A 23194-nucleotide genomic window follows, 5' to 3' on the forward strand; every position below is an offset into this window, starting at 1 on the left:
AAACCTGGCATCATAGCCAAGCATAACGGTTAGTAAGAAAGTGCTTTAACGCTGCTGGGCAACATGCCTGTCCAACGTTTAAAAGCACGGCGAAAATTGTGTTCGTCTGAGTAACCCAGCTGTTGTGCCAGTTGGCGATTAGACAGTTCGCCTTGCAGTAACAGTAGACATGCTTTGTCACGGCGAACGTCGTCAACCAGTGCTGCAAAGTGCGTGTTATGCTGTTGTAGTAGGCGTTTTAAGCTACTACTACTAAGCTGCAACAAATTGGCAGCCTGCTCTAAACTTAATGCTGCTGGTAAGGTTTTGGCGATGTATCGTTGTAATAATTCGAGTAGGCCAGGCTGCGCAGGTAATTGCTTGTTAAGCTGAAAACAGGCTAAACGGTATTGTTTAAAACGTTCCGGCTGATACCCTTTAAAAGGCTGTTGCCAGAGAGCAAGCGGTATATATAGCGCATCAAAATCTTCAGAAAACTGAATTTGGCATTGCCACTGGGCCGTAAAATGTTGAGGATGTGTTGGGCTATCTTGTTTTAGTAATATCCGAAGCGCTTTTGTGCATCCTAGTTGGTGCTTAATCAGATTAACAATAAAAGATATAGCCAAGTTCAGCATAAAGGATTGTTGCTGACCAAGGGTAACACTGGGCTTCAGCACGATCATGACAGTGTGCTCAAACTGATGTAACTGTGCAAATAATCCCGGAAACAGATGATGCTTAAAATACTGCAATTGTTGCAAACTTTGTTGTAAATGCTGCGCGACCGACAGGCTTTGACTTAGAGCACAATGGGGATTATTTAGCATACTATTAGCAAGTAAAAAAGGCAGTTCTGGGCTTTGCAGTTGTTCGCAGTGACCAATCAGCGTGAGCCAATCTTTATGTGTGCAACGGGCGCTAGGATGAGTAAGATCTTGCTCAAAAATACCTGTGCCACTTAATAATTTGTGCAAACGACCACCGCGTCGCTGTGCTAATTGCAATAACGCACTGGGGCCATGTTGCAGTAAAAGTGTTTTATCGGTTTGGCTAAACGGTTTGGTGAGCATGACTTATCCCTGAGCCATGTGCATTGTTAAAGGATAACGCGGCGATTTTAGGCTGTTAAGTGCATGTTCTGTCTGTCGTAGCGCCTCCATGGCGCTTAGGGTAGATACATCGCATGCCACAATGTCCAGTGCTAACGTTTCATGCAGGGCAGGCAAATTTGCTAAGTGCTGCTGCACATGCTGGACAAAAATCTCTGCTTGCTGTTGGTTCGTATTTGCGAGCAACATGACAAAACGATCTCCTGCATACCGACATAAAATGTCTGAAGCACGCAGCTGGCTACACAGTTGTTCTGATAAAGCCACTAAATAGGCATCGCCTGCGGCAACGCCATAACGGCGATTAAACGCGGCAAATTGCTGAATATTAAGCATCGCTAAACATAGAGGTTGCTGCTTTGCTTGATGCAGTTCAAGATCTCGCATCAGTACAGCATATAAATATTCCAAACCATATACTTGGGTTAATGGATCCAGTAATCGATGATCACGTAAAAAACGTTCACGCCCCTGCAACTGCCGATTAATAATACGTTGTTCACGATGCCAGCCCACTAATCCATAGGTAAGCAGCAACATGCCAATAGGCGCCGGCAACGACTCTAACCAGCTCATGATCCTAATGTGATCGGGATAGCGTACAAACTCGTCAATAAAATCCAGAAAAAACGAGCACACCAATAATAAGCTACCATAGTAAAGCCATTCAGTTACTCGACCTGCTGGGCGACTACTAATAATCAAAGTAAGCCATAAAAGAGCAACTAGTAACACAATCCCTTCACCCAAAATATCGAACCAATCCAGCTTTGATGGCAGCTTGGACACCCCTAAGCTTAACGCCAACATGAGGCCAACACAGAACAGCGGTAGAGGCAGCATGATTTTTAGCAGATGTTGTCGCCACATGGTGTTTTGAATTCCAAATCGGATTGGCACGGTTGTCGTGACCAAGTTCATATCGAGCAATTACACCATGAGTGTGTAAAGGCAGTATGACAAAACGATGACAATTAATTCGGTATCGTAACAATCACAGAGCTATCTAGACCCGGGTCATTTCAGCTCAGGCGATCATGGCAGTGTCGTTTTTTTGTCATATTTACCCCGCAAAGTAGCTAACTTAATTCATTACTAACATACTACTTGATAGGGCTTATTCGCTTATGACTGCTTTATTCCGACCCACTTTTACGCAAAACGCTGTAGCTGCAGCCATTGCTATGGCCTGCTTTGCCCCTGTTACGGTATTGGCGCAAGGCGTTGATGTACCTTTACGCGTTGCGGTTACGGCCATTGATAGCCAAGGTATTCGCGGCCAGCTCAGCGACGATCGTAATGTGTTATTGCAAGGGGCACAGATACGCGTTGTTGGCAGTAACCGGGAAACGGCAACCGATCGTCAAGGGCGTTTTCGGTTTGACAATTTAGCCGCAGGCACCTATCAATTAGAAATCCGCTACTTAGGCTATGCAGCAAAAACGGTTGATGTTGTTGTCAGTGACGAGCAAGGCGCCGAACTTAATTTACGTTTTGCGAGTAATGATGTTGAAGTGCTGCATATTGTAGGCAGTCGCGATGCGCAATCGCGTGCCCTGAATATTCAACGCGCCTCTGATAATGTGAAATCGGTTGTGTCATCAGATTATCTAGGGCGCTTCCCAGATGATAACGTAGCTGAAGCTATGCAGCGTCTGGTCGGCGCCTCAATTCAGCGCGATCAAGGCGAAGGTAAGTATGTGAACGTGCGTGGTGCGCCGTTAGAATTTACTAACGTTACGATTGATGGCGTTAATGTACCCTCACCCGACAGCGGCACGCGCGCGGTTGATTTAGACACCATCCCTTCAGATATCATCTCCATTTTAGAATTAACCAAAGCCATCACACCTGAGATGGATGCCGATGCCATTGCCGGTAACATTAACATTATTACGCAAGGTGCACTTGATGCTAAAGGCCGTATCTTACGTGGTAAGATTTCGGGTGGTAAAAATGAAAAAGGCAGCGGAGACGCTTATAAGACGAGCCTTACCTTTGGTAATAAATTTGGTGGCAATGACAACGCGGGTTTCATTTTTTCAGCTCAGCATAGTGAAACCAATCGGGTTACCGATAATGTAGAACACGGTTGGATGGAACTCGATAATGGTAATTTTGTACCAGAATTTACCGAGTTTAAAGATTATGAATTAAAGCGTATTCGCACAGGGTTAAGTGGCCGTGTAGACGTTAGAATAGACGATAATAAACATCTGTATTTTTCGCACAATTACTCGCGGTTTGAAGATAACGAATACCGAGATACGTTAGTTATTGAGTGGGAACGCTACACCCCAGAGTCTACTCAACAACAGGGCACTGCTGGCCGTGCCACGTTTGAGAAAGAATTACGTCATCGTACCTTTGTAAATACCATTAATACCACGGTGTTGGGTGGTCGGATGGTAATGGATACCTATACCGCGGATTTCCAAGCGTCGTATGCATCAGCCAAACAGGCCTATCCAAACCGTGATTATTTGTTATATCGCGAACGTAGCCGCCCCCGTGTCGCATACGATTTTAGTAATCCCGATTTGCCTACTTACCAAATTCTCAATGCGACGGGCGGTGTGGTAAGAACCGATTTTAATTTTGCGCCATCAGAAATGAACTGGCGTCGTTATGAGCGCCGCACCGGCGGTGCCGACGAAACAGAACAAGCCTATGCTTTTAATATTACTCGCCCAGGGCAGTGGGGTAATGCGTATTCTGAACTAAAGTTTGGTGCTAAAGCCCGCTTAAAAGACAAATCTAATGATGAAAATCGCTTACGTAACAGTGTAGGTACTAATGCACCAAGTTATGCCGATGTGATTATTGATAAGCAGTCTTTACCCTTTGACGGTTTTTACAATAATGGCCCGAAATTACAGCGCGACTTTGTTAATGCTTACCGCGCCATTTTTGAAAATGCTGACTTTTTAGATCGTGGCGCGCCTTCGATTACCGCAGATTACAAAGCGGGAGAAGATATTTTATCGGCCTATGTGCAAAATAAATTGGAATGGGATAGCACCACCGTGTTATTTGGTGCGCGGATAGAGCAAACAAAAAATAGCGGCGAAGCCTTCGAGTACGATTTAGATACTGACTCGGCCAGCTTAGTAGACGCGAGCAAACGTTACACAAACCTCTTTCCAAGCGTTCATGTCCGCCAAGAACTGGATAATGGCGTTATTATTAAAGCTGCATACAGTACGGGATTAAGACGGCCTAACTTTGTTGATTTAGTACCATACTTTATTATCGAAGATCGGGAATCGGGCCGTGGTACGGTAGATATTGGTAATATCGATCTGAAGCCTACGTATGCCCATAACCTCGATTTAACCAGCGAGTTTTATATTGCGCCAGTCGGCTTGGTATCGGCAGGGGTGTTTTACAAGAAGTTATCCGATCCAATTTTTAAAGCCCGCAGTGAGTTAAGCGGTGGCGAGTTTGATGGTTTTAGAATGGTGCGGCCAGAAAACGGCAATAGCGGCTATTTATATGGTGCAGAGCTTAACTGGCAGCAATCGTTAAACTTCTTACCTGGCGCGTGGAGTGGTTTAGGCTTTATTGCTAACTACACCCATACCAAGTCAGAAGCTGATTTACCCTTTGGTATTGGTAAAACGGAATTAAATGGTACCAGTCGTCATACCGTTAACTTAGCACTGCAATACGATATAGCTAAATTTAGCACGCAGTTAGCCTATAACTATCGTTCTGAGTATATCGATGCCTTTGATACCGCGAACCCAGATTTAAACCTGTATTGGGATGGTCGCGGCACGTTAGATTACACGGCAAGTTACAAACTAACGAAAGACTTGTCGGTGTTTTTAGAAGCCACCAACTTAACCGATAGCAAAGCCATTCGTTATCAGGGCGATCGTAATCGGGTGTATGAACATGAGCAGTTTGGTCGTGCTTGGCAAGTAGGGATAAGCGGTAAGTTTTAACCACGTTTTATCCAAAGGGTGTTGACTGACAACACAAGCGATTATGGCTAAAACGACAAGGCCGGAACACTGTTCCGGCCTTTATACTATAAAGGATAAGGAAGTGTGATGAAACGTTATTCTAAAAGTGCGCGGTCTATCGCGGTGCTCAGTAGTTTTGTGTTACTACAGGCTTGCCAACCGGCAACAGAACCCGCTGCAACAGAGACTGTTCAGCATCAAACCGCGGTATCCGCAGTGCAAGCTTTGCCCAATACAGCACTCACCGAGCCAGTGTCGACAGCGCTTTATTTACTCACCAGCAAAACACCGTACCAGCCTTTACAAGATTGGCAGCAATACAGCTTGCCACCCGAGGGCTTTAACCTGGTTAGCGTAGAGCATGTTGCCCGGCATGGTGCACGTTATCTGTCCAGCCGAGGTGATGATGATCTTATGTTACAGTTATTGCAGCTAGCTAATCATGAGCAAGCACTCACGCCGTTAGGGCAGGCACTAATGCAGCTGATCGAACGCCTGCATCAGGCGCATTTACCTAATCATTTAACGACGAATTATGGCGCTATTTCAGGTTTGGGCAAACAAGAGCAGCAGGGACTGGCTGCACGCCTTATTGCCCGCCATCCTCAGTTATTCAGTTACGCGGTGCAGCAGCAACAGCGTATCGCCGTGTTACATTCGGGGCGTGAACGTGCTGATCAAAGCGGAGAGGCTTTTATAGCCGGCCTAATCGCCCTCAAACCTGATATAAGTCCATTAGTCGATACAGCAAAAGCCGATGAAGCCACATTGTATTTTTATAAAGCCGAGGGCAGTGAAGCCTTTGAGCGGTATCGTGAAAGTGATCCACGTCTACTAGCAGTGATGCAGCAGTTAGAAAACCAGCCTCGCGTAAAAGAAGCGGCCGAGGCGATGTTAGCACGGTTTTTTTCGCCCGTATTTATGGCGAAGTTAACACAAGGCGATATTGCGTTAACGCTGCCAGATGATGATGATGCCATTCGCAATCCAGTGGATGCCGCTAATGTGTTATATAGCCTGTACAGTATTGCCAGTAATTTAGCGGTAGAGGGTGAGTTTGATTTTAGTCCCTTCTTACTGGCAGAGCATCTGTTGCCGCTGGCAGAATTAGATGATGCTGACTCCTTTTATGGGCGGGGCCCCGGGTTTGTGGGGGAGGATATTACCTACAAGCTGGCTGGACGTTTAGTTCAAGATATGTTGGACAAAGCAGAAAATCCTAACGGGTATGTCGCTACATTCCGCTTTACGCACGCTCAAGTGTTAATGCCGTTAGCAGCTTATTTGGGCATTGCCGGAGGGAGCGAGTCGTTACCCGAGAATGTGGTATACAGTTATCAAAACAGCGCGTGGCGCAGTGGCAAAGTATCGCCTATGTCGGCCAACGTGCAATGGGACGTGTATCGCAACGCCGATAATCTTACGTTAATCCGTATGTTGCATCATGAGCAAGAAACGCGCTTAAAAGCTGATTGCCAAGCTTATACTGGTACGCAGTACTTTTACAGCACGGCAGAGTTAAAGCGTTGTTTGCTAAAGTAAGGCTTAAGTAGATTAACACGTGACAACTTCATAAAACTGCCACTGAATTGTCATGTTAGGTTCATCTAGCCTCATTAACATGAGTAACAGAAGTAGTGTTCATGTGCTGCTCCTTCCTGGATACTAACCCTTGTGGTTTTAGGTTGGGGGATTTTCCCCCAACAATTTTTTCTCTTCTTACTTTCCTAAACAAACGATTACTTAAGACGCTCGCTCGTTTTGTTGAGTAAGCTCTTGCAGTATATGATGAATTTCGTCGTCCTCTAGCAGTACCTCTTGTAAATGCGACGCAATAACCTGCTCGTCACTGCCAGTCTCTTTCATCTTAAGGGCGAAATTTCTATGTACAGATAATACAAACGGGGAGGTCATGTGGCACCTAAACGTATCAATTATGGGATGCTTAATTTGTGCAAAAAATAGACTGCAGTCAAGCCCTGATAAGAGATTTTATTGTTTTTAATTAATCATCATAAAAAGCTTATTTAAAAATAATGATTTAGCCAGAAATATAATTGATCACATGTCTATTTCTGACACGGCAGGAATAGGTATGAGAAAGCGTCTGGGATTTAATAGTTAAACTTTCCTGAAATGCACACTTGGAACGTTAGCGAAATCAGGATTTTGCATTGTGGAAAAAATCCTGATTTGCAAAATGCAAAAGAAAATACCTCACCGCCAGTTATATGCTGCAGGCATTAATTTAATTGTTATAAATCAAAAATATATATTGTTTTTCACTGCTGGCATTGTGTATGCATTACTACTATTGAGTTTATCGTAACTGACTTATAAAACGTTGAGGTGGCTTATGAAAACGAACAAATTAGTGTTAATTACCAGTGCAGTTTTTGCAGTAGTGACGTCTGCAGCTTCTGCAGGCGAGCTACGTGGTGATGTAGATGTGTTACTGGAGATAGGTCAAGGCTGCGCAATAAACGGTGTTGTCGCTGCAGGAGTGAATAAGTTTGGTACTGTTGATTTTGGTGAGCAAAGCAATTTAACCCTGTTTGTTGATGCTGAATCGACAAGATCAGGCGGTGCAGGGGGATTGGAACTTACCTGTAATACCAATTTGGCTTATGCCGTGTCATTAGATGATGGTGTTAATGCTCAAGCAGGTCAGCGTCGCGTTACACGTGGCGGTTTGGATTTTGTGCAATACGAACTGTATCAGGACGCTGCACGCTCAGTACGTTGGGGACAAGGCCCGCAGGCTAGGGCATTGACAGGGACTGGCGCAGCGCAACCTTTAACAATATATGGTCGAGTATTAGCTGGGCAGTCTACGCCAGCCGCAGGTAATTATATCGATACCGTGCGTATGACCATTTCATGGTGATGTCATGGTACCTGAGTTAAAGCACTGCTCAAGTACCTCTCTTCATCGATCTGAGGAGAAATGTCATGCATCGGAAAGGTATATTCGTTCTGTTAAGTGTGCTGCCAGCTTTTTTGTATGGGGAGCAGGCGCAAGACGTAAGCGAAATCAGTATCCACATAGCACAGGGTTGTGCATTGGATAATGGTAGCGGTGGTAATACTTTTGGCACAGTTAATTTTGGCGAGCACAGCAGTCTGCTAAATGGCGTTGATGTCATATCTACGCCCGGTAATGGGTCTATAGGATTGCGATGCTCCCCCAATCTTAGTTTTAGAGTTGAGCTGGGTAATGGCCAAAATGGCACTGGCGGCAACAGGCAGCTTTTAAATCCACTAACTAATGAGTTAATACCTTACCAGCTATTCCAAGATGCAGCTAGAAGCCTAGTTTGGGATAGTGCAAATGCGGTTACAGGCACCGCTAACGGACAGCAACAATGGTTGCCTATTTATGGGGCAATATCTCCACAGACATTGACGCCTTCTGCAGGGCAATATCGGGACAACATTGAAGTACTGTTAGTTTTTTAAGGAGAAACATCATGAAGGTTTTGCACATTTTTTTTATTAGCTTGGTGGCCCTGATGTTTAGCGTTAGCCATGCTGCAGAGCTTCTAATTTCTCCTGTCAATATTGATATTCCGCCGGGTGAAAAGTCGGCACTGCTAATGCTTCAAAATAACAGCAATAAGGCGATTAAAATTCAGGTGCGCGTGAGGCCCTGGGATTGGGATGAAGAAGTCAATCAGCCCAGAAACATTGTGGTAAGTCCGTCATCCTTAAATATTCAGCCTGGAAAGCAGCAGGTTGTTAGAGTTGTCAATGTTGGGCCCGTTAGCCATCCCGACAGAGAGCAACTTTATCGTGTGATACTAGACGAGATCCCTGACTTAGAGCAGCCTGCTGAAAAAGGCTTAGTGTTAAGAGTGCGATACGCGCTGCCACTCTTCGTTGGCGGCCCTGATTTATCGATCAGTCGGATTGACGATATCGAAAAGTTGACCAAGATTTGGCAGCAGTTATTAAGTTATAAATATGATGCAGTTACTCGACAATTAGTATTTAAAAATCAAGCAACTGGGCATGCCAGGATCTCAAAAGTCAAACTGGTTGATGCTGAAGGAAAAGAGAGCGCGGTATTCGCCGGTTTGCTTGGTTATGTTTTAGCACGCAGTGAAGCGGCGTTTTCAGTACCGGAGTTACCCTTGGCAGAGGGGGTGCAATTGTACGCTGAAGTTAATGGTGTCACGCTAGAGATCCTCGCAGACGGGAGGTAATTATGCGCAAGCTACTCTATTTACTGGTGCTATCTAGTACTGTGCTTAGCGCGCCTCTTTCTGCTGAAACCTTATTCTTAGATGTGTTTTTAAATGGTGTTAAAGTTAAAGAGCTCGTGCAGTTCGAGTATGAACAAACACATTTTTGGAGCGATGAAAATGTCCTGCTCACGACAAGTTTATCTGATTATGCAGCGGCACTAAGCGGTCGCATCGATTATTGTGCGCTTAATTTAATTCAATGCGAATACGATGTTTCTACGCAGCGGTTATACCTAACTGCGGAATTGGCGTTGTTTCCGGCACAACGTATTGTTGGGTTTTCCAAGAGCGGTTTGCAGCCGACTAAATCATTTGGTGCGTTGTTAAACTATGATACTTATTTTCGTAATTTCAGTGGTGGTGTACAAACATTAGACTTACTGCAGCAATGGCGCGGTTTCGGCAACTTTGGCATGATTGAAACGACAGCGAACTACAGCAAATACTTTAGCAGTGAGTCCCAAAGTAGTACTAACCAAGGTTTGGTGCGTTACGACAGTTTTTGGCAATACAATGATGAAGCACATATGCGCTTCTTGCGAATTGGCGACATGGTGAGTGGTTCGAGTAGCTGGGCTCGTCAAGTTAGAATGGCGGGAGTAAAGTTATCACGTCGCTTTGAGTTAGATCCCCAATTTGTACGTTATCCCTATCCCGAATTTGTAGGCAGCGCCGTGCTGCCCTCTGATGTAGAAATTTTTATTAACAGTGCCAGGCTTTTTGCCGGACAGGTTGCTCCCGGGCCTTTTATTTTGGACAGTGAGCCGTCCATAACCGGTCTGGCAACGGCCACAATTATTACTACGGATATTACAGGGCAAGCCGTTAGCCGGGAAGTCGAGTTTTATATTGCCCCTGATTTGTTGCGTAAAGGCGTGTTTGACTATGATGTTAACTTGGGCGTATTAAGACAAAACTTCGGTATTCGCTCTTTTGATTATGCGAGTGATCCCTTAGGGATTGCCGATCTCAGGTACGGCATTTCGGATGCCGTGACCTTGGGGATGCATGCTGAAGTGGGTGCTGATATTTACAATTTGGGTGGAGGAACAGACTTTAACTTCGCCAACGTGGGGGTGATATCACTTGCAGCTGCGTATGGTAAAAATGAGCAAATAGGCGGATGGTTAGGCTTATTCGGTTATCGTTTTCAAACGCGTAGTTGGGGGGTAGCATTTAAATATAAACAGCAGCAGCAAACCTATCAGGACATTGGGACAACACAATGGGTGCCGCAAAATAAACGTGAGATCCAGGTTAATGCCGCTTATTCGTTTAATAATGGCGTTTCTATGGGAGCGGGGTATTTTGTTTTAGAACCTTTTGATGGGCAAAAACGCCAATTACTGTCGGTGTTTTACAGTCAATCCTTTGAAGTTGCTTCGTTGTCAGCCTCATTAAACTGGGACGCGGAGTTATCAGCAACCAGCTTTGGCCTAAACCTGTCGTTTCCTTTGGGGAGTCGTTATCGAGCTAACACCAATACCCAAAGGGATACAACTGGAAAAGTAAATTCGTTAGTTGCTATCAATCAAGCGCGAGTGGGTAATCAGGGGGGGCGTTGGGCAGCTAATGCAGTTATCGGAACCGGTGATTATTCAGTTAGCGGTGGATGGAGAGGTAGCGCAGCAGAATATTCCGGTGGTTTCTATGATCGCGGGGACAGCAAAGGTTATTTTGCCCAAGCCTCTGGTGCGGTAGTGTGGGCTGAGAATACCTTGCTTTTGGGTAATCGTATCGCAGATGCCTTTGCTATTGTTTCCACTGGCGGTTTAGCAAATGTCCCAGTGGTGGTAGAGAATCAATTGGTCGGGGAATCAGATCGTAATGGCTTGTTCCTTGTCACCGGTCTTGCTTCATACAATCCTGTCAATATCAGTATAAATACCAAAGTTTTACCACTCGACACCAATGTTGTCGATGATCGTGTAACGATTATGGCAGCAGCAGGTCATGGCGCTAAAGTTAATTTTGAACTGTATCAAACCTATGCAGCGTTAGTTATTGTGCAGGATAAAAATGGTAGGCCTATACCGGTAGGTAGCATTGCGACAATTAATAACGAAAATACACCTTTTTTTGTGGGGTGGGATGGTGAATTGTACTTAGAGAGGTTGCAAAGCACTAATACAGTCATCTTAAAAAACGGCAAACTGACTTGTGTTATTTCGTTTAACTTTGCTGCTAAACCAAATGATATTCCGGTATTAGGGCCTTTTGTCTGTGATGCAAAGGAGAAATAACATGTCTACCAAATACGTGTTAGTGGCATTAGTCTGTTTAGCATTAATCAGCTTTAAACTGCAGGCCGGTTGTACAGTGGTTGGAAACTCGACCCAAAATTTGGGCAGCTTCTCATCATCGCAGATAGCAACATCAACATTATCAACACGTTTTAGCTCTAATTTTAGCTGTAGTGGTTTTGTCAACTTACTTGACTACAGTCGAATCGATGCCACATTAGTCGCGGCAAACTTTGAACTACAAAATGCCAATGGTGACGCTATTCCTTACACATTGTATACAGATGCGGCCAGAAGTACCCCGTTTGTACTCAATAGTACTAAGGAATTCGGTTCTTTTAATCTTATCGATTTATTAGGGCTATTTGGTGATGATGGTACCATTCCACTCTATTTCGATACTGCTGTCGCCAATGTTTCGGCAGGCACTTACAGCGATACTATTGCCATATTTTGGCGATGGGATTATTGCTCCGGCATCGGTTTATTGGGAATTTGTATTGGCCGTGATAAGGGCAGTGAAACGATAATAATCAATGTACAACTCACTGTTACAGGTAGCTGTAGTATCCAAACAACGGATGTGTCGCTCGGTAGTTTGACTTATCTAGGCAATGTGAGCAGTGCCATTTTGCCCTTAAATATTAATTGTACCAAGCAGTTAAGTTATCAATATTATGTTGATGGTGGCGATAATTTTGCAAACGGTCAGCGCAATATGGTGTTAAATGCCGAGGCCATTCCTTATGTTATCAAGACGACGGATGGTCATACGGCTGTTGGGCCGAGCATGGCGCATAGTATTGCCGGGCTTGGCAGTGGTCAGGTGCAAGGGTTTCAGCTACTCGTGTTAACTATCGCGGAAGACAGATTCCCGATGCCAGGTGTGTATCGCGATCAAGTCAGAGTGATTGTAGAATTCTAAATGACCAAATACGACCAACACGCCCTAGTTTGTTGGTAATGTCAGAACTAACTTAAAACCTTAGTGAGCGATATTAAGCGTTCTACTAGGTGATATGTCAGAGCGTTACCATGCTTTCATTTTGCGATAAATGGTTGAAGCGCTTACGCCAAGATACGCAGCTGCTAAGGGGATATTGCCATCGCAACTGGCAATAGCCGATAAAATGGTATTTTTTTCTACAATCCATAAGGGCACAATATCTCGGTGCGAGTGCACAGGATTTGGGGGATTCTGACTGGTTTGATTAGCGGGCGTATTCTTTAACGTATCGTATTGATGTTTGACAACATTACTCGGTAGCATTGACATTGAAACTACCGCTTCATCATGCATAACTACAATATTTTCAATGGTATTTTGCAACTCACGAATGTTACCAGGCCAATCATAGTTTAAAAAAAACTGCTCAACTTCCGGTGAGAATTGTTGAAACGCTTTACCGTTTTCGACAGATTTTTTCTGTAAGATATGCTTTGCTAACAGAAGTACATCATTGCCACGCTCACGTAGCGGTGGCAGCTTTACCGGTATCACATTCAATCGGTAATATAAATCCTCTCTAAATCTGCCTTCGCCCACCTCAGCAGACGGGTTACGATTAGTGGCACAGATAATACGAACATCGCTTTGTTGCAATTCATTGCTGCCAACTTTGCAAAACGTGCCTGTCTGTAAAAAACGTAATAATTTAGCTTGTAACGATAACGCCATCTCACATATTTCATCTAAGAAAAGTGTGCCGCCATTGGCTACCTCTATTGCGCCTTTGCGTTCTGTAAGTGCACCACTGAACGCCCCTTTTACATGCCCAAAAAACTCTGATTCGAACAGTTCTGCAGGGATAGCCGCACAATTAATAGCAATAAATGGCCCTTGGCTGCGAGCACCAGAATTATGCAACGTTTGCGCACATACCTCTTTGCCTGTGCCACTTTCACCGGTAACAAATACGCTGGCTTTACTTCGTGAAGCGCTATGCAATAACCTGAACACCGTTTGCATTGCTAGGGATTCCCCTACTACATTTTCTTTTGATAAAAGTAGCTTTTCCGTTTTATGGTTAGTCGTTACCTGATCTTCTTTGTTTTGTTTGTTAGCATTAATTACTGATGCAACTAAACGCTCAGCAGTAAAAGGTTTTTCGATAAAATCAAAGCCTCCCAAACGCATGGCTTCAACGGCAATATCAATGGAGCTATCTGATGTAATAATTACGACTTGAGCCGCGGAACTTAGTTTTTTCACAAACTGCAGTACATCAAGTCCACTAATATCAGGAAGTTTGACGTCTTGTACAATAACAGCCGGCATGTGTTGTTGAATTGCGGCTAAAGCAGAGTAACCATCAATAAAATGTTTAGTTGTAAATCCGGCTTTTTCCAATTGTCTGCAATATAAGGCACCACTTGACAGGCTGTCCTCAACCACATAGACAAGGGTATTGTGGTTTACTTTATTCATAATTGTCCTTGCTTGTACCTTGAGATTTGAAATGAAACCGATAAAGCGCTAGCGTTTGCTGGCCAATCGCCATGAGCTCTTTTGCATATTCAAATCGTTGAAGTGGCGTTAGTAACCTAGCTTCATACAGTGCATTAGCCATAAAAGCTAATTTGCTGGCACCGTACAGCGCGGTTGAATTTTTTAGGATATGTAAGGCATCCGTAATTACTGCATTATCTTGCTCAACAGTGGCTATGTTGATTTTATGCAGCAATTGCTGTAACTCTTGAATAAATAAATGCAAAAGCTGGTGCGTGACGTCATCACCTAAATCATCAACTATTGCTTGAGTTACCGTTTGATCAAGCAAAGGGAGGGAAACCGATGCATTACTACTTATCATAGCCTTATCCTTATAGGATATTATTGCGTTGTTATGGCACAAATGCTTAACGGCAGTTGAAAATGTAAAGAGCAAGCAATTTGTACAGTTAGGCTAATTTTTAGGAAGAGTTATCACACAACATATCAATTTAGTTTGCACATTGCGAAGCAAATTGCAAATGCGTGTCAACGTTTATGGCACCCATATTTCAAGATTGTTGTTAAGTGTATTAGGCTTCCCCAATAAATAGCCCTGTACAACATCACAACCCAGTTGGCTTAGGATGTGTAATTGGGTTTCCGTTTCAACGCCTTCAGCAATGATCTGTAAACCTAAACGTTGCGCCATAGCAATAATGGCGCTGCATAATGTAAAGTCATCATTATTATTGTTAATGCCATCAATAAAGCTACGATCAATTTTTAATCCATCAATATTGAATTTTCGCAATAAGCTCAATGACGCGAAACCCGTACCAAAATCGTCTAACCATATTTGGATCCCTTCGCGTTGAAAGGCATTAAAAACATTGGAAATTTTTTGTGGGTTATTAATCAATGCAGTTTCAGTGAGTTCAAGCTTAATAGCTGTAGCGGGTAATGATAAAGTATGCACAAGTGACATAATCAATTCAAAAATGTCGCTATGTAATAATTGGACTGGCGAAATATTTAGCGACAGACATATATCACTAAGCCCCTGATTCATCATGCATTTAAGATCTACTAATGCTTGATGAATTATCCAATGACCTAATTCAAGGATTTGGCCAGATTGCTCGGCACATGGAATAAAATCTGCTGGTGAAATAAGGCCGAATTGCGGTGATTGACAGCGTGCCAAAGATTCAAACCCTATAAGTTTGCCAGTGTTAACTGAGATCAAAGGTTGATAAGCCATACTAAAATGTTTGTGTTTTAACGCGAGATTAATGATTTTAGTAAGGCGATCCCAGTCAGTGTCTTCACCATTTTCACAAAATACAATTTGTTTTGTTGGCATGATGTGTTGCTCCGAAAGCATCAAAAAATATTGATATGCTTTTTAAGAGCATAGAATAGGCCAAGTTTTAGTAAACGGTTGGCCAATTGTTTAGAAAAGATTCTAGTGCTGGTTTTGTTATAGGTTTCTTTAAATAATGTGTAATCCCTTTTTTAAAAAGGGCGGATAATTCGTCTGGATCCGTAATTCCGGTAAGCGCGATTTTTGGCGTATCACGATTAAGTTGCTCCTTTGCACATAATTTAATCGCGACGTCACTGCCATTTAAACCAGGCATTTGTTCATCAAGGAAAATGAGATCAAATAGATGTTGCTCAGCATGCAAGAGTGCTGCATTCCCGTTATCAACAGCGGTCACCATGCAACCAAGCTTTTCAAGCATGATCTTCGTAGCTGCTTTACAGGGTACGCTATCATCAGCAAGCAGTACGCGAATCTCATGCATGGAATACGTGTTCAAGCAGTTCGAGTGATTGTTGCATACATCCATCCTGATCAGTGGATAACACCTAATTGCATTAAGGTAAGTAGCATCTGGCTAAAAAACGTCTAAAAAAATACGTTATTAGGCTATTAAAAACAAGGCGCATTTAATAGCCCAAGGGATCTAATTGGCTTGTCCGCAGCAATAAAAATGTTAAAAAGTATAGGTTGCGCTAATACGTAAGGTTCTAGGTTCCATAGGATGTACATGTCGATCTTCAATACCCTCTGCCGCTTCAGTGTTTAATCGAGACGCATAAAAATATTCTATATCACTGGCTTTGCTGTTGAGTATATTTAAAAGATCTAGAGAAATGTGCCATCTTGACCAGGTGTACTTCAAATTGCCATTTAGCACAGTAGACGAGGCAGAACGTTGTTCATTAAAACTATCCAGTGTGCGTTTGCCAAAATGGCGCAGACGCAAGCTTGTTTGCCAAGCGTCATCGGCTTTATAAATAAGCCCCATACTTAACACCATGGGTAATGAACCATCAATATAATTTCCCTCATCTGGTGCATCTTCAGTAAATCGTGAGCGGGTAAGCGCCAGTTCTGTGTCTAAACTCCAGCGGTTATTTAACCAATAGTATGCCGCCACCTCTAGGCCATAGCGGCGCGATGCACGACTAGGCTCGTTGGTACCCGCATCGCCAACATATAATAGTTCCGAGTCCATGTCTAAGTGCCACAATGCGACAGAGGCGTTAAAGGTCGTAAAATCGAAATACCGCATGCCAAGTTCGGCGCCGGTGCTACGCACTAAAAAGTCTACTGGCTCAATGGCTTCATCAGTTTGCGGTACTCGTGTTGCTGTAGTGCCGCGGGCATCATTAGAGTGAAAACCTTGTCCCACATTAAAATAGGTTTGCCAATTGGCGCTCATTTGATAGCTTAACCCGCCTTTTAACGAGAAAATACCATCAGATGACTTACCGCTATTTGCCGCGTCGTTACTCTCTACGCGGGCACGCATTACATCATAACGGGCGCCAACATGCAGAAGCCATTGTTCTGTTAACGCAAAGGTGTTTTGGTTAAATAAAGCAATGCTACGTTGTAGCACCGCGTCTTCACGCACCGTATTGAATCTTTGACGGGCTTGAGTGTTATAGAGGCCAACTTCGTCGATATCATCAATGCGGGTTTGTACACCTACAAGGTACTCGGCAGCCATACCGCCGATGTCTTGATGCCAATGTCGGCTGACTTCTCCGCCATAGATAAGACGCGAATCTGTTTGCTCAAACTGATCGCCATTAACTGGATCAGATAAAAAGTAGGTAAAGTTTGACCATAAATCGAGCTCTGAACGAATAACATAAGCATTTGCCTGCCACGTCTCGGCAAGCCAGCTACCCGATACGCTGTAACGCGAGCTTTCCCCGCCTAATGTGGTATCCAGTGAACCCAAGCGATCAATGACACCGGCATTTATAGCGCGTTGCGGCACCTGATCCGCGGCATTCCAACTGTTATCATATGCCATAACGGTTAGGGCAAATTGCCCGTTTTCAAGACGTTGACTGTAACGACTAAGCAGATTCACTTTACGCGTATTTTCAGATATGTCTTGCCAGGGACCGTCATAGCCTTGCAGCTCAGAGGCTAAAAGCAAATTGCCCTCGGGTGTTTTTAAGCTGCCTTTTGCTAGTAAGCGCTGATAGGCATTTTGTCCGACAGTTAATGAGATATCATTACGTGTGGTATTTTGAAGGCCAAAACGTGCTGTGCCTGCGGCAGAAAAATCACCGCTGTTGGCGTGATAAGTGCCTTTTTGATAATCAATTTGGCTGATCGTTTCGGGGATAATAAAGTTTAAATCGGTATAACCTTGGCCATGGCCATGACTACGCATATTGACGGGCATGCCATCGACAAAGTTGGAAAAGTCGGTGCCATGATCTAAATTAAAGCCTCTTAAAAAATACTGATTAGATTTGCCGCTACCACTGTGCTGCGTAACAACCATGCCAGGTATAAATTCTAAAATTTCACCGGTACGTAATAAAGGCCGATCTAAAATTTCGGCATTACCGATAACCCCTTCAGAGGCGCTACTACTGTGGCCAAGTAGGTCAATCTGCCGGCCTTTAATTAGAATATTTTCAATAGCATGTGATGATAATGGATCTGCCTGTAGGCTGTGTGAGAACGAGACGAGGCTACAAACGCTTAAACATAATAAAGAGTGTTTATACATGGTTAATCCTTAACGTTGGGGAAAATTCTCTCGTCTTCAGCTAAGACTGCGTTAGCTTTAAGATTATTGATGTTCCAGCTGAGTAAGAGTTTATGGCTATGGCCTGTCTCGAATAAGGCGTTATAAGATAATTGTACTAATGGATTATTTGAACAATCTGCGGTTATTTGTAAGAGCACATAGGGTTGTTGTTGAATATGTTGCACCTGCCAAGTTGTAGCGGGTAATAACACTAAGGCGCAGGGCGTGCCTTCGCTATTCAGCTTTACTTGGGAATCAATATAGTGCGCAATACTTTCATATGATGCGGTAATCTGTTTCCAGCTTATCTGATTGGTTTGCTCAGATAATAAGTTGGCACTGGCTAAATCATGTATAGCGACTTTATAGAGTAACTGTATTTGCGCATTTTTTTCAGAGATATCTAAGTAAGCTGTACTAAATTTATGGGCGTAAGCTGCGGGCGCAACAAAAAATAAATGGATAATAACGCTGATGAAGAATGTTCTCATATTTACTCCGATTTCATTGCTAATAACGCCTGTTCACTCAATACAAGCAATTTTTTGTCATCGGGTTCTTTTGCGCTTTGATAATTAATTTTTGCCCAATACAAAGCGAGCTTAGGATCATACTTTAATCTCAAAAAGTAGTGTGCTAAGTCAGCAGCATGATCAGTATCTTGGCGTATAACTCTCAAACGCATTCTATCGTGGATAATCGTTTGATAATGTTCGCCACGTTTAAGATCCCGCTCCGCAATAGCAAGCCTTAGCAATAAGCTATCCTCAAGTGACTCAACAACTTTAAGATTGCTTAATGTTTCATAAACAATATCAGCCTCACTTATATCTAAATTTAAATCTGCCCATTTTAACCATAAGCTGGCAGGTGCTTTGTCCAAGACAGGTTTTAACCATTCAATTGCGGTTCTGATATGTCCAAGTTGTTCAGCTTGTTCTGACAAGATGCCTTTTATCCAAATATCGAGCGCAGGTTCTAATTCATAATATTTGGCATGCAGTGCATATAATGCCTCGTAAGCTGTTTGCCATTCGCCTTTTCGGCCTAACACTTCATACGTGCAAACTGAAAAAAGAAAAATATCTTGTGATAAAAGTCTCTGACAAGATTTTTGTGCCAAATCTGTGTTGTGCATTGCCAAGTGAATTCGTGCGGCGATCAAACTTGCTTGGATATGTTGTGGTTGCGCTTGAAAAACTTGGTCTAGTAAATGAAGCGACTCTGAAAAATGATGTTGTTGTTGCTTGATATCGCTTAATAGCAATAAGTAGTCTATGGAGGTGGTATCGCTTGGTACATATTGCATAAGTAACGATTCTGCATAATGAAACCAATCCCCAAAACCAGGTAATTTTGATCCTTGGATATATAAGCTTGCTAATCTCAAACGAACGTTGTTTGTGGGGTTCGTTCTCATTATTTCTAAAAGAGTGTCGATTTCTTGATTTGTTGGTAATTCAGGTTTTAATGTGAACACTACTTCATCATTGACGAGTTTAGTATTATCTACCGCTACTGGTTGAGTTAAAAATAAAAGCAAATACATCAATGAGAACATAATTTATCCTTAACAAAGGTGAGAGCTAAAGCTCTCACCTTTAATTCACTAATTTCCTGATAGCAGATCTGCATAGTCTGCAGTGTTGTTACTATCTTGTATAAAGGTTCGACCATTTATGGCTAATGGTGCGCTAGTTTCTGCTTGGTTAAAGGCTCTTCTGCTGTAAGTCAGAAAAGACACATTAGCCACTCTGACGTCAATGCTTACTGTTCCGAATACGGCAAACTCACCATCACTGACCATTACTGAAAAACTGTCATTTCCGGTAAATTCCGCTGCAGGGGTATAAACAAAGTTGCCATTATTTGCCAAGCTGACAGAACCATTTTGAGGCTGCCCACTTAAGCTGTAAGTCAAGACATCATTATTTGCATCAGTTGCTCTAACCTTATCGCTTATCACTACATCGGTTTCAGTGACGAAAAGGTTTGTACCAAAGATGGGCGAAGCATTTTTTTCATCAGAACTGTTACATCCTGCCAGTAAGACGACACCCAACAATATGCATATTTTTTTCATTTTGCGCTCCTTAGTTTGGTGAGCCAGCTAACGGCGCTAACAAGTATGGGAATGAAGTATTTAACATACTGGCATTTAGTGGCGCGCCATCCGTAAACGGCACATTGCCAACGGGTGCATCAGCAGGTGTACAGAAGCCAAGGTTAGTCGGTGTACCGGCTACAGGAATGTCATGACACAGCGCACCCATCACTACGCGTAACGCGATATCCACAACATCATCACCTGGACGGCGACCATTTGGGAAACCGGCTAAATCATTACCCGCGACACCAAAAGCAGATTGCATTTCGGCAGGTGTTGCTGGAATGTTGGTATTTAACCGTAGCATTTCAGACGGTGTAACCGTTGCTAATTGATTTACACCGGCTACGCCGGTCAAAAAGGCTGCCACTAAGTCTGTTCTTGGGAAGTTACTGGGCGCTAAATCAGGAATGTTGGTGCCTAAGGTGGCGTTAACTGCGTCTTTAAATAAAATGTTCAACAACGCAGGTAAGCTGGGATGCGTCACATAATCGGCAAATTGACCATCATTAGCGGGCATACTGCTATTAAATTTATCTTTATCAGGCAGGCCAATGACTAACTCATTAACCAGTGGATTACTTAAACGCGATACCTGAACTAAAGCCCCACCCGATACGGCTGCTTTTTCAAATCGAGCATTCGGATTTAAGATACGTGCTTGCGGTAAGCTTGCAGTTGTCCAAGCACCGATAACGCCGTTGCCGCTACCTACTAAACAATTTTTATGCACTTCGATTGCAATAGCCGTCACATTTTTATCATTAAGATCATCGTTAGCGCTTGATTGAGTAATACCGCCAGGGAAACCACCACCATCATTTGCGCCTGGCGCGCTGTCACCTTCTACAGGCACATAATTCACTAAGTCAAAGGTTTCCCCCAGATTAACGACGAAGGGATCTTTGCGTTGTCCCACAAAAATGCGGGCAGGCCAGTTACAGTTGGGAATTGCAGCGCTGTAAATATATTGGTCGGCGTAAGCCGCGTAGCCTTGCGCATCACCAAACGTTTTCTCACCAACATTGTCATAAGGCTTGGTAAAGCTGCCACCACCATTGGGTGTCAGCATGGCGCTGCTGCTACCGGTCTTTAATTCAACAGTATAGTTTTCAATAAAATTTAACGCGGCAGAGCTCTCAGCACTAATACCGCCCACATTTTTCAGTGGCACCGCAACCATGCGCTGGTTACCCGCAGGACCAATGGGTAGCTTAACGCCCATATTGTCGTTGGCTAAGGTGTTGGTAAAACGAAAATTGAAACTTATATCGGGCATGGCATCGCCGGTATTATCGACATGGATGCTGTACACGGCATCAGAGTCCATCGCGAAATAATTTGGCCCACCGTAAGCATCTTGTAGCGGGATATAGTTAGCAATCATGGTGACATAATTGCCACGATTACTTTCATAACTAGTAAATAAGTAAAAGTCTGTTGCATCTACAGTAGGGTTTTTAGTGATATTTGGTGCTTCACGGTGGCTTGACGCTTGCGTGGTATTCAGCACGGTTAATGTGCCTAAGGCAACAGTGATAGCAATTGCGGTTTTGGTAAATGTCATTTTAATTATCCTCTGGATTAAGTTGCATCCAAGAAACGACTCAGTCTATTTATTGGATGCAGTTATTTTTAAAATAAATAAAAAATTTTAAATTTAAGTCCGTAACGAGGTTTTCACGTGCGAATGATCATCAAAGCGTGATGATTTCAGCAACAAATAGCACCTCCCCAGATGGAATAGATAAAGGTGAGCCGCCTTTAGGCTCAAGGCTTACTGCTATAGCTGCAATGGTAATATTGTTGGCCGCTGCAGGTATTTGTAAGTTAGTCTGGCTTGATTGTGGTAACAGGCCTAACGAGATCGGTGGGCTACCATCAGTGGGTAACATCCATAGCTGATAATCATTGTCTTGTTTGGGAGTAATAGCCGCTAACGCTTTTACCTGCAACATATCGCCGGTTTTGTTAATTAACCACCAAGCTTTGGCGTCTGTGCTTTGAATAACGGCTACCTCTTGGAACGCCGGCGTTGATGTTTGAGGTAAGTAAAGCATGACAAACAGTAAGACCGACGCCGCAGCAGCAATAAACCAAGGCAGTTTAGGCTTCTTAGGGCTAAACGCGACAACCGTATCATCAAGCCAACCTAGACGTTTTTGGATGCCATGCCACACCGCAGAATTAGGTTCGGTTTCAGGTAAGCTTTCCGCAAGTGGGTTTAAATATTGTTCCCAAAGCCAAAGTGTTTTTCTGGCATGGTTAGAGCTAATTAACAGTTTTTGAAAGCGTTTTCTCGCCGCCCCTTGCAGGGTACCAAGAATATACTCAACGGCTAAGTTATCCAGAAGCTCTTGGTTGTCATATCTCATGATTCAAGGCACCTTTTTAATTGCACTAAGCCTCGACGGATCCAGCTTTTCACTGAGCCTAAAGCGGTACCTGTGTGTGCGGTGATTTCTTGATGGCTTAGCCCGTTGAAATACGCTAATTGGATCGAGTTGCGATGATCTTCGCTAAGCACAGACATGCAATCATCCAATTTTACTTTTTCGCGCACTAAGCCTAATTGCTCCCCCGTTGGGATTTCGGGTGCTACGTATTCGTTAATTTGCGCTTCGCTATCAGTTTGTTCCAGTTTAACCCGGCGCGACTTTAACAAATCTAAGGCGCGATAACGGGTGATACTGATCATCCAGGTCATCACGGTGCCTTTGTCAGCATGATACTCGCCGGCATTGTGCCAAATTTTTACAAACGCATCTTGTAACACATCTTCAGCCCAATCATTGCGCCGCAATAAATTTAAACAAACTGAAAACAGCTTGCCTGACGTGGCCTTATAAAGTTGTGCAAAGGCCTCTTTATTGCCCTGCGAGGTGGCATAAAGGAGTTGTAATAAGTGTTGTTGAGATTGTTCCATGTCGATATCAGTACCTGTTCTCAATGAGTGTTTACCAAACTACGACCTTGCTTAAATTTTAGATGCAGTGTAAACGCGCTGAATTTATATAAATTAATACTCGGT

General features: G+C 43.5%; 21 protein-coding genes. 7 read left to right on the forward strand and 14 right to left on the reverse strand.

Annotated features, from left to right (window positions below; translation table 11 throughout):
- Window positions 1-29 precede the first annotated feature (29 nt).
- Window positions 30-1052 (reverse strand): helix-turn-helix domain-containing protein, encoded by a 1023-nt coding sequence (locus IE070_RS08800; RefSeq protein ID WP_189482550.1) that lies wholly within the window; start codon window positions 1050-1052, stop codon window positions 30-32.
- A 3-nt stretch (window positions 1053-1055) separates the two neighbouring features.
- Window positions 1056-1961 carry a GGDEF domain-containing protein gene (locus IE070_RS08805; RefSeq protein ID WP_189482552.1) on the reverse strand — a complete coding sequence of 302 codons (906 nt, stop codon included), beginning with the start codon at window positions 1959-1961 and terminating at the stop codon, window positions 1056-1058.
- A gap of 257 nt (window positions 1962-2218) precedes the next feature.
- On the opposite strand from IE070_RS08805, the gene IE070_RS08810 reads away from it, so the two are divergent.
- Window positions 2219-5041: a TonB-dependent receptor gene (locus tag IE070_RS08810; protein ID WP_189482554.1), complete on the forward strand. Its 2823-nt coding sequence runs from the start codon at window positions 2219-2221 to the stop codon at window positions 5039-5041.
- A gap of 108 nt (window positions 5042-5149) precedes the next feature.
- Complete coding sequence (locus IE070_RS08815; protein WP_189482555.1) at window positions 5150-6604, forward strand: histidine-type phosphatase; 1455 nt, start codon at window positions 5150-5152, stop codon at window positions 6602-6604.
- A 201-nt stretch (window positions 6605-6805) separates the two neighbouring features.
- Here the strand turns inward: IE070_RS08815 and IE070_RS08820 are convergent, their stop codons facing one another.
- Window positions 6806-6976: a hypothetical protein gene (locus tag IE070_RS08820; RefSeq protein WP_189482557.1), complete on the reverse strand. Its 171-nt coding sequence runs from the start codon at window positions 6974-6976 to the stop codon at window positions 6806-6808.
- 442 nt (window positions 6977-7418) lie between these two features.
- Here IE070_RS08820 and IE070_RS08825 point away from each other — a divergent pair, with 442 nt between their 5' ends.
- The 5 genes from IE070_RS08825 (at window position 7419) to IE070_RS08845 (ending at window position 12477) form a co-directional block, all read left to right on the forward strand.
- Window positions 7419-7949 carry a Csu type fimbrial protein gene (locus tag IE070_RS08825; protein WP_189482559.1) on the forward strand — a complete coding sequence of 177 codons (531 nt, stop codon included), beginning with the start codon at window positions 7419-7421 and terminating at the stop codon, window positions 7947-7949.
- Between the two features lie 65 nt (window positions 7950-8014).
- A complete protein-coding gene (locus tag IE070_RS08830; RefSeq protein ID WP_189482561.1) occupies window positions 8015-8521 on the forward strand; it encodes a Csu type fimbrial protein in 507 nt (168 codons plus the stop codon).
- 11 nt (window positions 8522-8532) lie between these two features.
- Window positions 8533-9267 carry a fimbrial biogenesis chaperone gene (locus IE070_RS08835; RefSeq protein WP_189482563.1) on the forward strand — a complete coding sequence of 245 codons (735 nt, stop codon included), beginning with the start codon at window positions 8533-8535 and terminating at the stop codon, window positions 9265-9267.
- A gap of 2 nt (window positions 9268-9269) precedes the next feature.
- Window positions 9270-11552: a fimbria/pilus outer membrane usher protein gene (locus IE070_RS08840; RefSeq protein ID WP_189482565.1), complete on the forward strand. Its 2283-nt coding sequence runs from the start codon at window positions 9270-9272 to the stop codon at window positions 11550-11552.
- Window position 11553: 1 nt separating this feature from the next.
- Window positions 11554-12477: a spore coat protein U domain-containing protein gene (locus IE070_RS08845; RefSeq protein WP_189482567.1), complete on the forward strand. Its 924-nt coding sequence runs from the start codon at window positions 11554-11556 to the stop codon at window positions 12475-12477.
- Between the two features lie 105 nt (window positions 12478-12582).
- On the opposite strand, the gene IE070_RS08850 is transcribed toward IE070_RS08845, so the two are convergent.
- The 11 genes from IE070_RS08850 to IE070_RS08900 all read right to left on the reverse strand — a co-directional run bounded on the left by IE070_RS08850 (window position 12583) and on the right by IE070_RS08900 (window position 23089).
- On the reverse strand, window positions 12583-13980 hold the full coding sequence (locus IE070_RS08850; protein WP_189482569.1) for a sigma-54-dependent transcriptional regulator: 1398 nt from the start codon (window positions 13978-13980) through the stop codon (window positions 12583-12585).
- Window positions 13973-14365 (reverse strand): Hpt domain-containing protein, encoded by a 393-nt coding sequence (locus tag IE070_RS08855; RefSeq protein ID WP_189482571.1) that lies wholly within the window; start codon window positions 14363-14365, stop codon window positions 13973-13975. Before IE070_RS08855 ends, IE070_RS08850 begins: the two co-directional genes overlap by 8 nt.
- A 174-nt stretch (window positions 14366-14539) precedes the next feature.
- Window positions 14540-15349, reverse strand: coding sequence for a putative bifunctional diguanylate cyclase/phosphodiesterase (locus IE070_RS08860; protein WP_229796998.1), 810 nt, complete (start codon window positions 15347-15349; stop codon window positions 14540-14542).
- Window positions 15350-15416: 67 nt separating this feature from the next.
- Window positions 15417-15839 carry a response regulator gene (locus IE070_RS08865; RefSeq protein ID WP_308428930.1) on the reverse strand — a complete coding sequence of 141 codons (423 nt, stop codon included), beginning with the start codon at window positions 15837-15839 and terminating at the stop codon, window positions 15417-15419.
- 147 nt (window positions 15840-15986) lie between these two features.
- Complete coding sequence (locus tag IE070_RS08870) at window positions 15987-18035, reverse strand: TonB-dependent receptor (RefSeq protein ID WP_189482575.1); 2049 nt, start codon at window positions 18033-18035, stop codon at window positions 15987-15989.
- 2 nt (window positions 18036-18037) lie between these two features.
- Window positions 18038-18547: a hypothetical protein gene (locus tag IE070_RS08875; protein ID WP_189482577.1), complete on the reverse strand. Its 510-nt coding sequence runs from the start codon at window positions 18545-18547 to the stop codon at window positions 18038-18040.
- A 2-nt stretch (window positions 18548-18549) separates the two neighbouring features.
- Window positions 18550-19617, reverse strand: coding sequence for a tetratricopeptide repeat protein (locus IE070_RS08880; RefSeq protein WP_189482579.1), 1068 nt, complete (start codon window positions 19615-19617; stop codon window positions 18550-18552).
- Between the two features lie 48 nt (window positions 19618-19665).
- Window positions 19666-20139, reverse strand: coding sequence for an Ig-like domain-containing protein (locus IE070_RS08885; RefSeq protein WP_189482581.1), 474 nt, complete (start codon window positions 20137-20139; stop codon window positions 19666-19668).
- A 10-nt stretch (window positions 20140-20149) separates the two neighbouring features.
- A complete protein-coding gene (locus IE070_RS08890; protein WP_189482583.1) occupies window positions 20150-21730 on the reverse strand; it encodes a DUF4331 domain-containing protein in 1581 nt (526 codons plus the stop codon).
- A 130-nt stretch (window positions 21731-21860) separates the two neighbouring features.
- On the reverse strand, window positions 21861-22538 hold the full coding sequence (locus tag IE070_RS08895) for an anti-sigma factor (protein WP_189482586.1): 678 nt from the start codon (window positions 22536-22538) through the stop codon (window positions 21861-21863).
- Window positions 22535-23089: a sigma-70 family RNA polymerase sigma factor gene (locus tag IE070_RS08900; protein ID WP_189482588.1), complete on the reverse strand. Its 555-nt coding sequence runs from the start codon at window positions 23087-23089 to the stop codon at window positions 22535-22537. The genes IE070_RS08895 and IE070_RS08900 overlap by 4 nt, the downstream gene beginning before the upstream one ends.
- Window positions 23090-23194: the final 105 nt, after the last annotated feature.

Origin of the sequence: Alishewanella tabrizica (assembly GCF_014652375.1) — a bacterium.
GTDB classification, from domain to species: Bacteria; Pseudomonadota; Gammaproteobacteria; order Enterobacterales; family Alteromonadaceae; genus Alishewanella; species Alishewanella tabrizica.

Bases quoted from the DNA above. Each gene is read 5' to 3' on its own strand.
- IE070_RS08800 (WP_189482550.1), bottom strand. From the start codon at position 1,052: ATGCTCACCAAACCGTTTAGCCAAACCGATAAAACACTTTTACTGCAA.
- IE070_RS08805 (WP_189482552.1), bottom strand. From the start codon at position 1,961: ATGTGGCGACAACATCTGCTAAAAATCATGCTGCCTCTACCGCTGTTC.
- IE070_RS08810 (WP_189482554.1), top strand. From the start codon at position 2,219: ATGACTGCTTTATTCCGACCCACTTTTACGCAAAACGCTGTAGCTGCA.
- IE070_RS08815 (WP_189482555.1), top strand. From the start codon at position 5,150: ATGAAACGTTATTCTAAAAGTGCGCGGTCTATCGCGGTGCTCAGTAGT.
- IE070_RS08820 (WP_189482557.1), bottom strand. From the start codon at position 6,976: ATGACCTCCCCGTTTGTATTATCTGTACATAGAAATTTCGCCCTTAAG.
- IE070_RS08825 (WP_189482559.1), top strand. From the start codon at position 7,419: ATGAAAACGAACAAATTAGTGTTAATTACCAGTGCAGTTTTTGCAGTA.
- IE070_RS08830 (WP_189482561.1), top strand. From the start codon at position 8,015: ATGCATCGGAAAGGTATATTCGTTCTGTTAAGTGTGCTGCCAGCTTTT.
- IE070_RS08835 (WP_189482563.1), top strand. From the start codon at position 8,533: ATGAAGGTTTTGCACATTTTTTTTATTAGCTTGGTGGCCCTGATGTTT.
- IE070_RS08840 (WP_189482565.1), top strand. From the start codon at position 9,270: ATGCGCAAGCTACTCTATTTACTGGTGCTATCTAGTACTGTGCTTAGC.
- IE070_RS08845 (WP_189482567.1), top strand. From the start codon at position 11,554: ATGTCTACCAAATACGTGTTAGTGGCATTAGTCTGTTTAGCATTAATC.
- IE070_RS08850 (WP_189482569.1), bottom strand. From the start codon at position 13,980: ATGAATAAAGTAAACCACAATACCCTTGTCTATGTGGTTGAGGACAGC.
- IE070_RS08855 (WP_189482571.1), bottom strand. From the start codon at position 14,365: ATGATAAGTAGTAATGCATCGGTTTCCCTCCCTTTGCTTGATCAAACG.
- IE070_RS08860 (WP_229796998.1), bottom strand. From the start codon at position 15,349: ATGCCAACAAAACAAATTGTATTTTGTGAAAATGGTGAAGACACTGAC.
- IE070_RS08865 (WP_308428930.1), bottom strand. From the start codon at position 15,839: ATGGATGTATGCAACAATCACTCGAACTGCTTGAACACGTATTCCATG.
- IE070_RS08870 (WP_189482575.1), bottom strand. From the start codon at position 18,035: ATGTATAAACACTCTTTATTATGTTTAAGCGTTTGTAGCCTCGTCTCG.
- IE070_RS08875 (WP_189482577.1), bottom strand. From the start codon at position 18,547: ATGAGAACATTCTTCATCAGCGTTATTATCCATTTATTTTTTGTTGCG.
- IE070_RS08880 (WP_189482579.1), bottom strand. From the start codon at position 19,617: ATGTTCTCATTGATGTATTTGCTTTTATTTTTAACTCAACCAGTAGCG.
- IE070_RS08885 (WP_189482581.1), bottom strand. From the start codon at position 20,139: ATGAAAAAAATATGCATATTGTTGGGTGTCGTCTTACTGGCAGGATGT.
- IE070_RS08890 (WP_189482583.1), bottom strand. From the start codon at position 21,730: ATGACATTTACCAAAACCGCAATTGCTATCACTGTTGCCTTAGGCACA.
- IE070_RS08895 (WP_189482586.1), bottom strand. From the start codon at position 22,538: ATGAGATATGACAACCAAGAGCTTCTGGATAACTTAGCCGTTGAGTAT.
- IE070_RS08900 (WP_189482588.1), bottom strand. From the start codon at position 23,089: ATGGAACAATCTCAACAACACTTATTACAACTCCTTTATGCCACCTCG.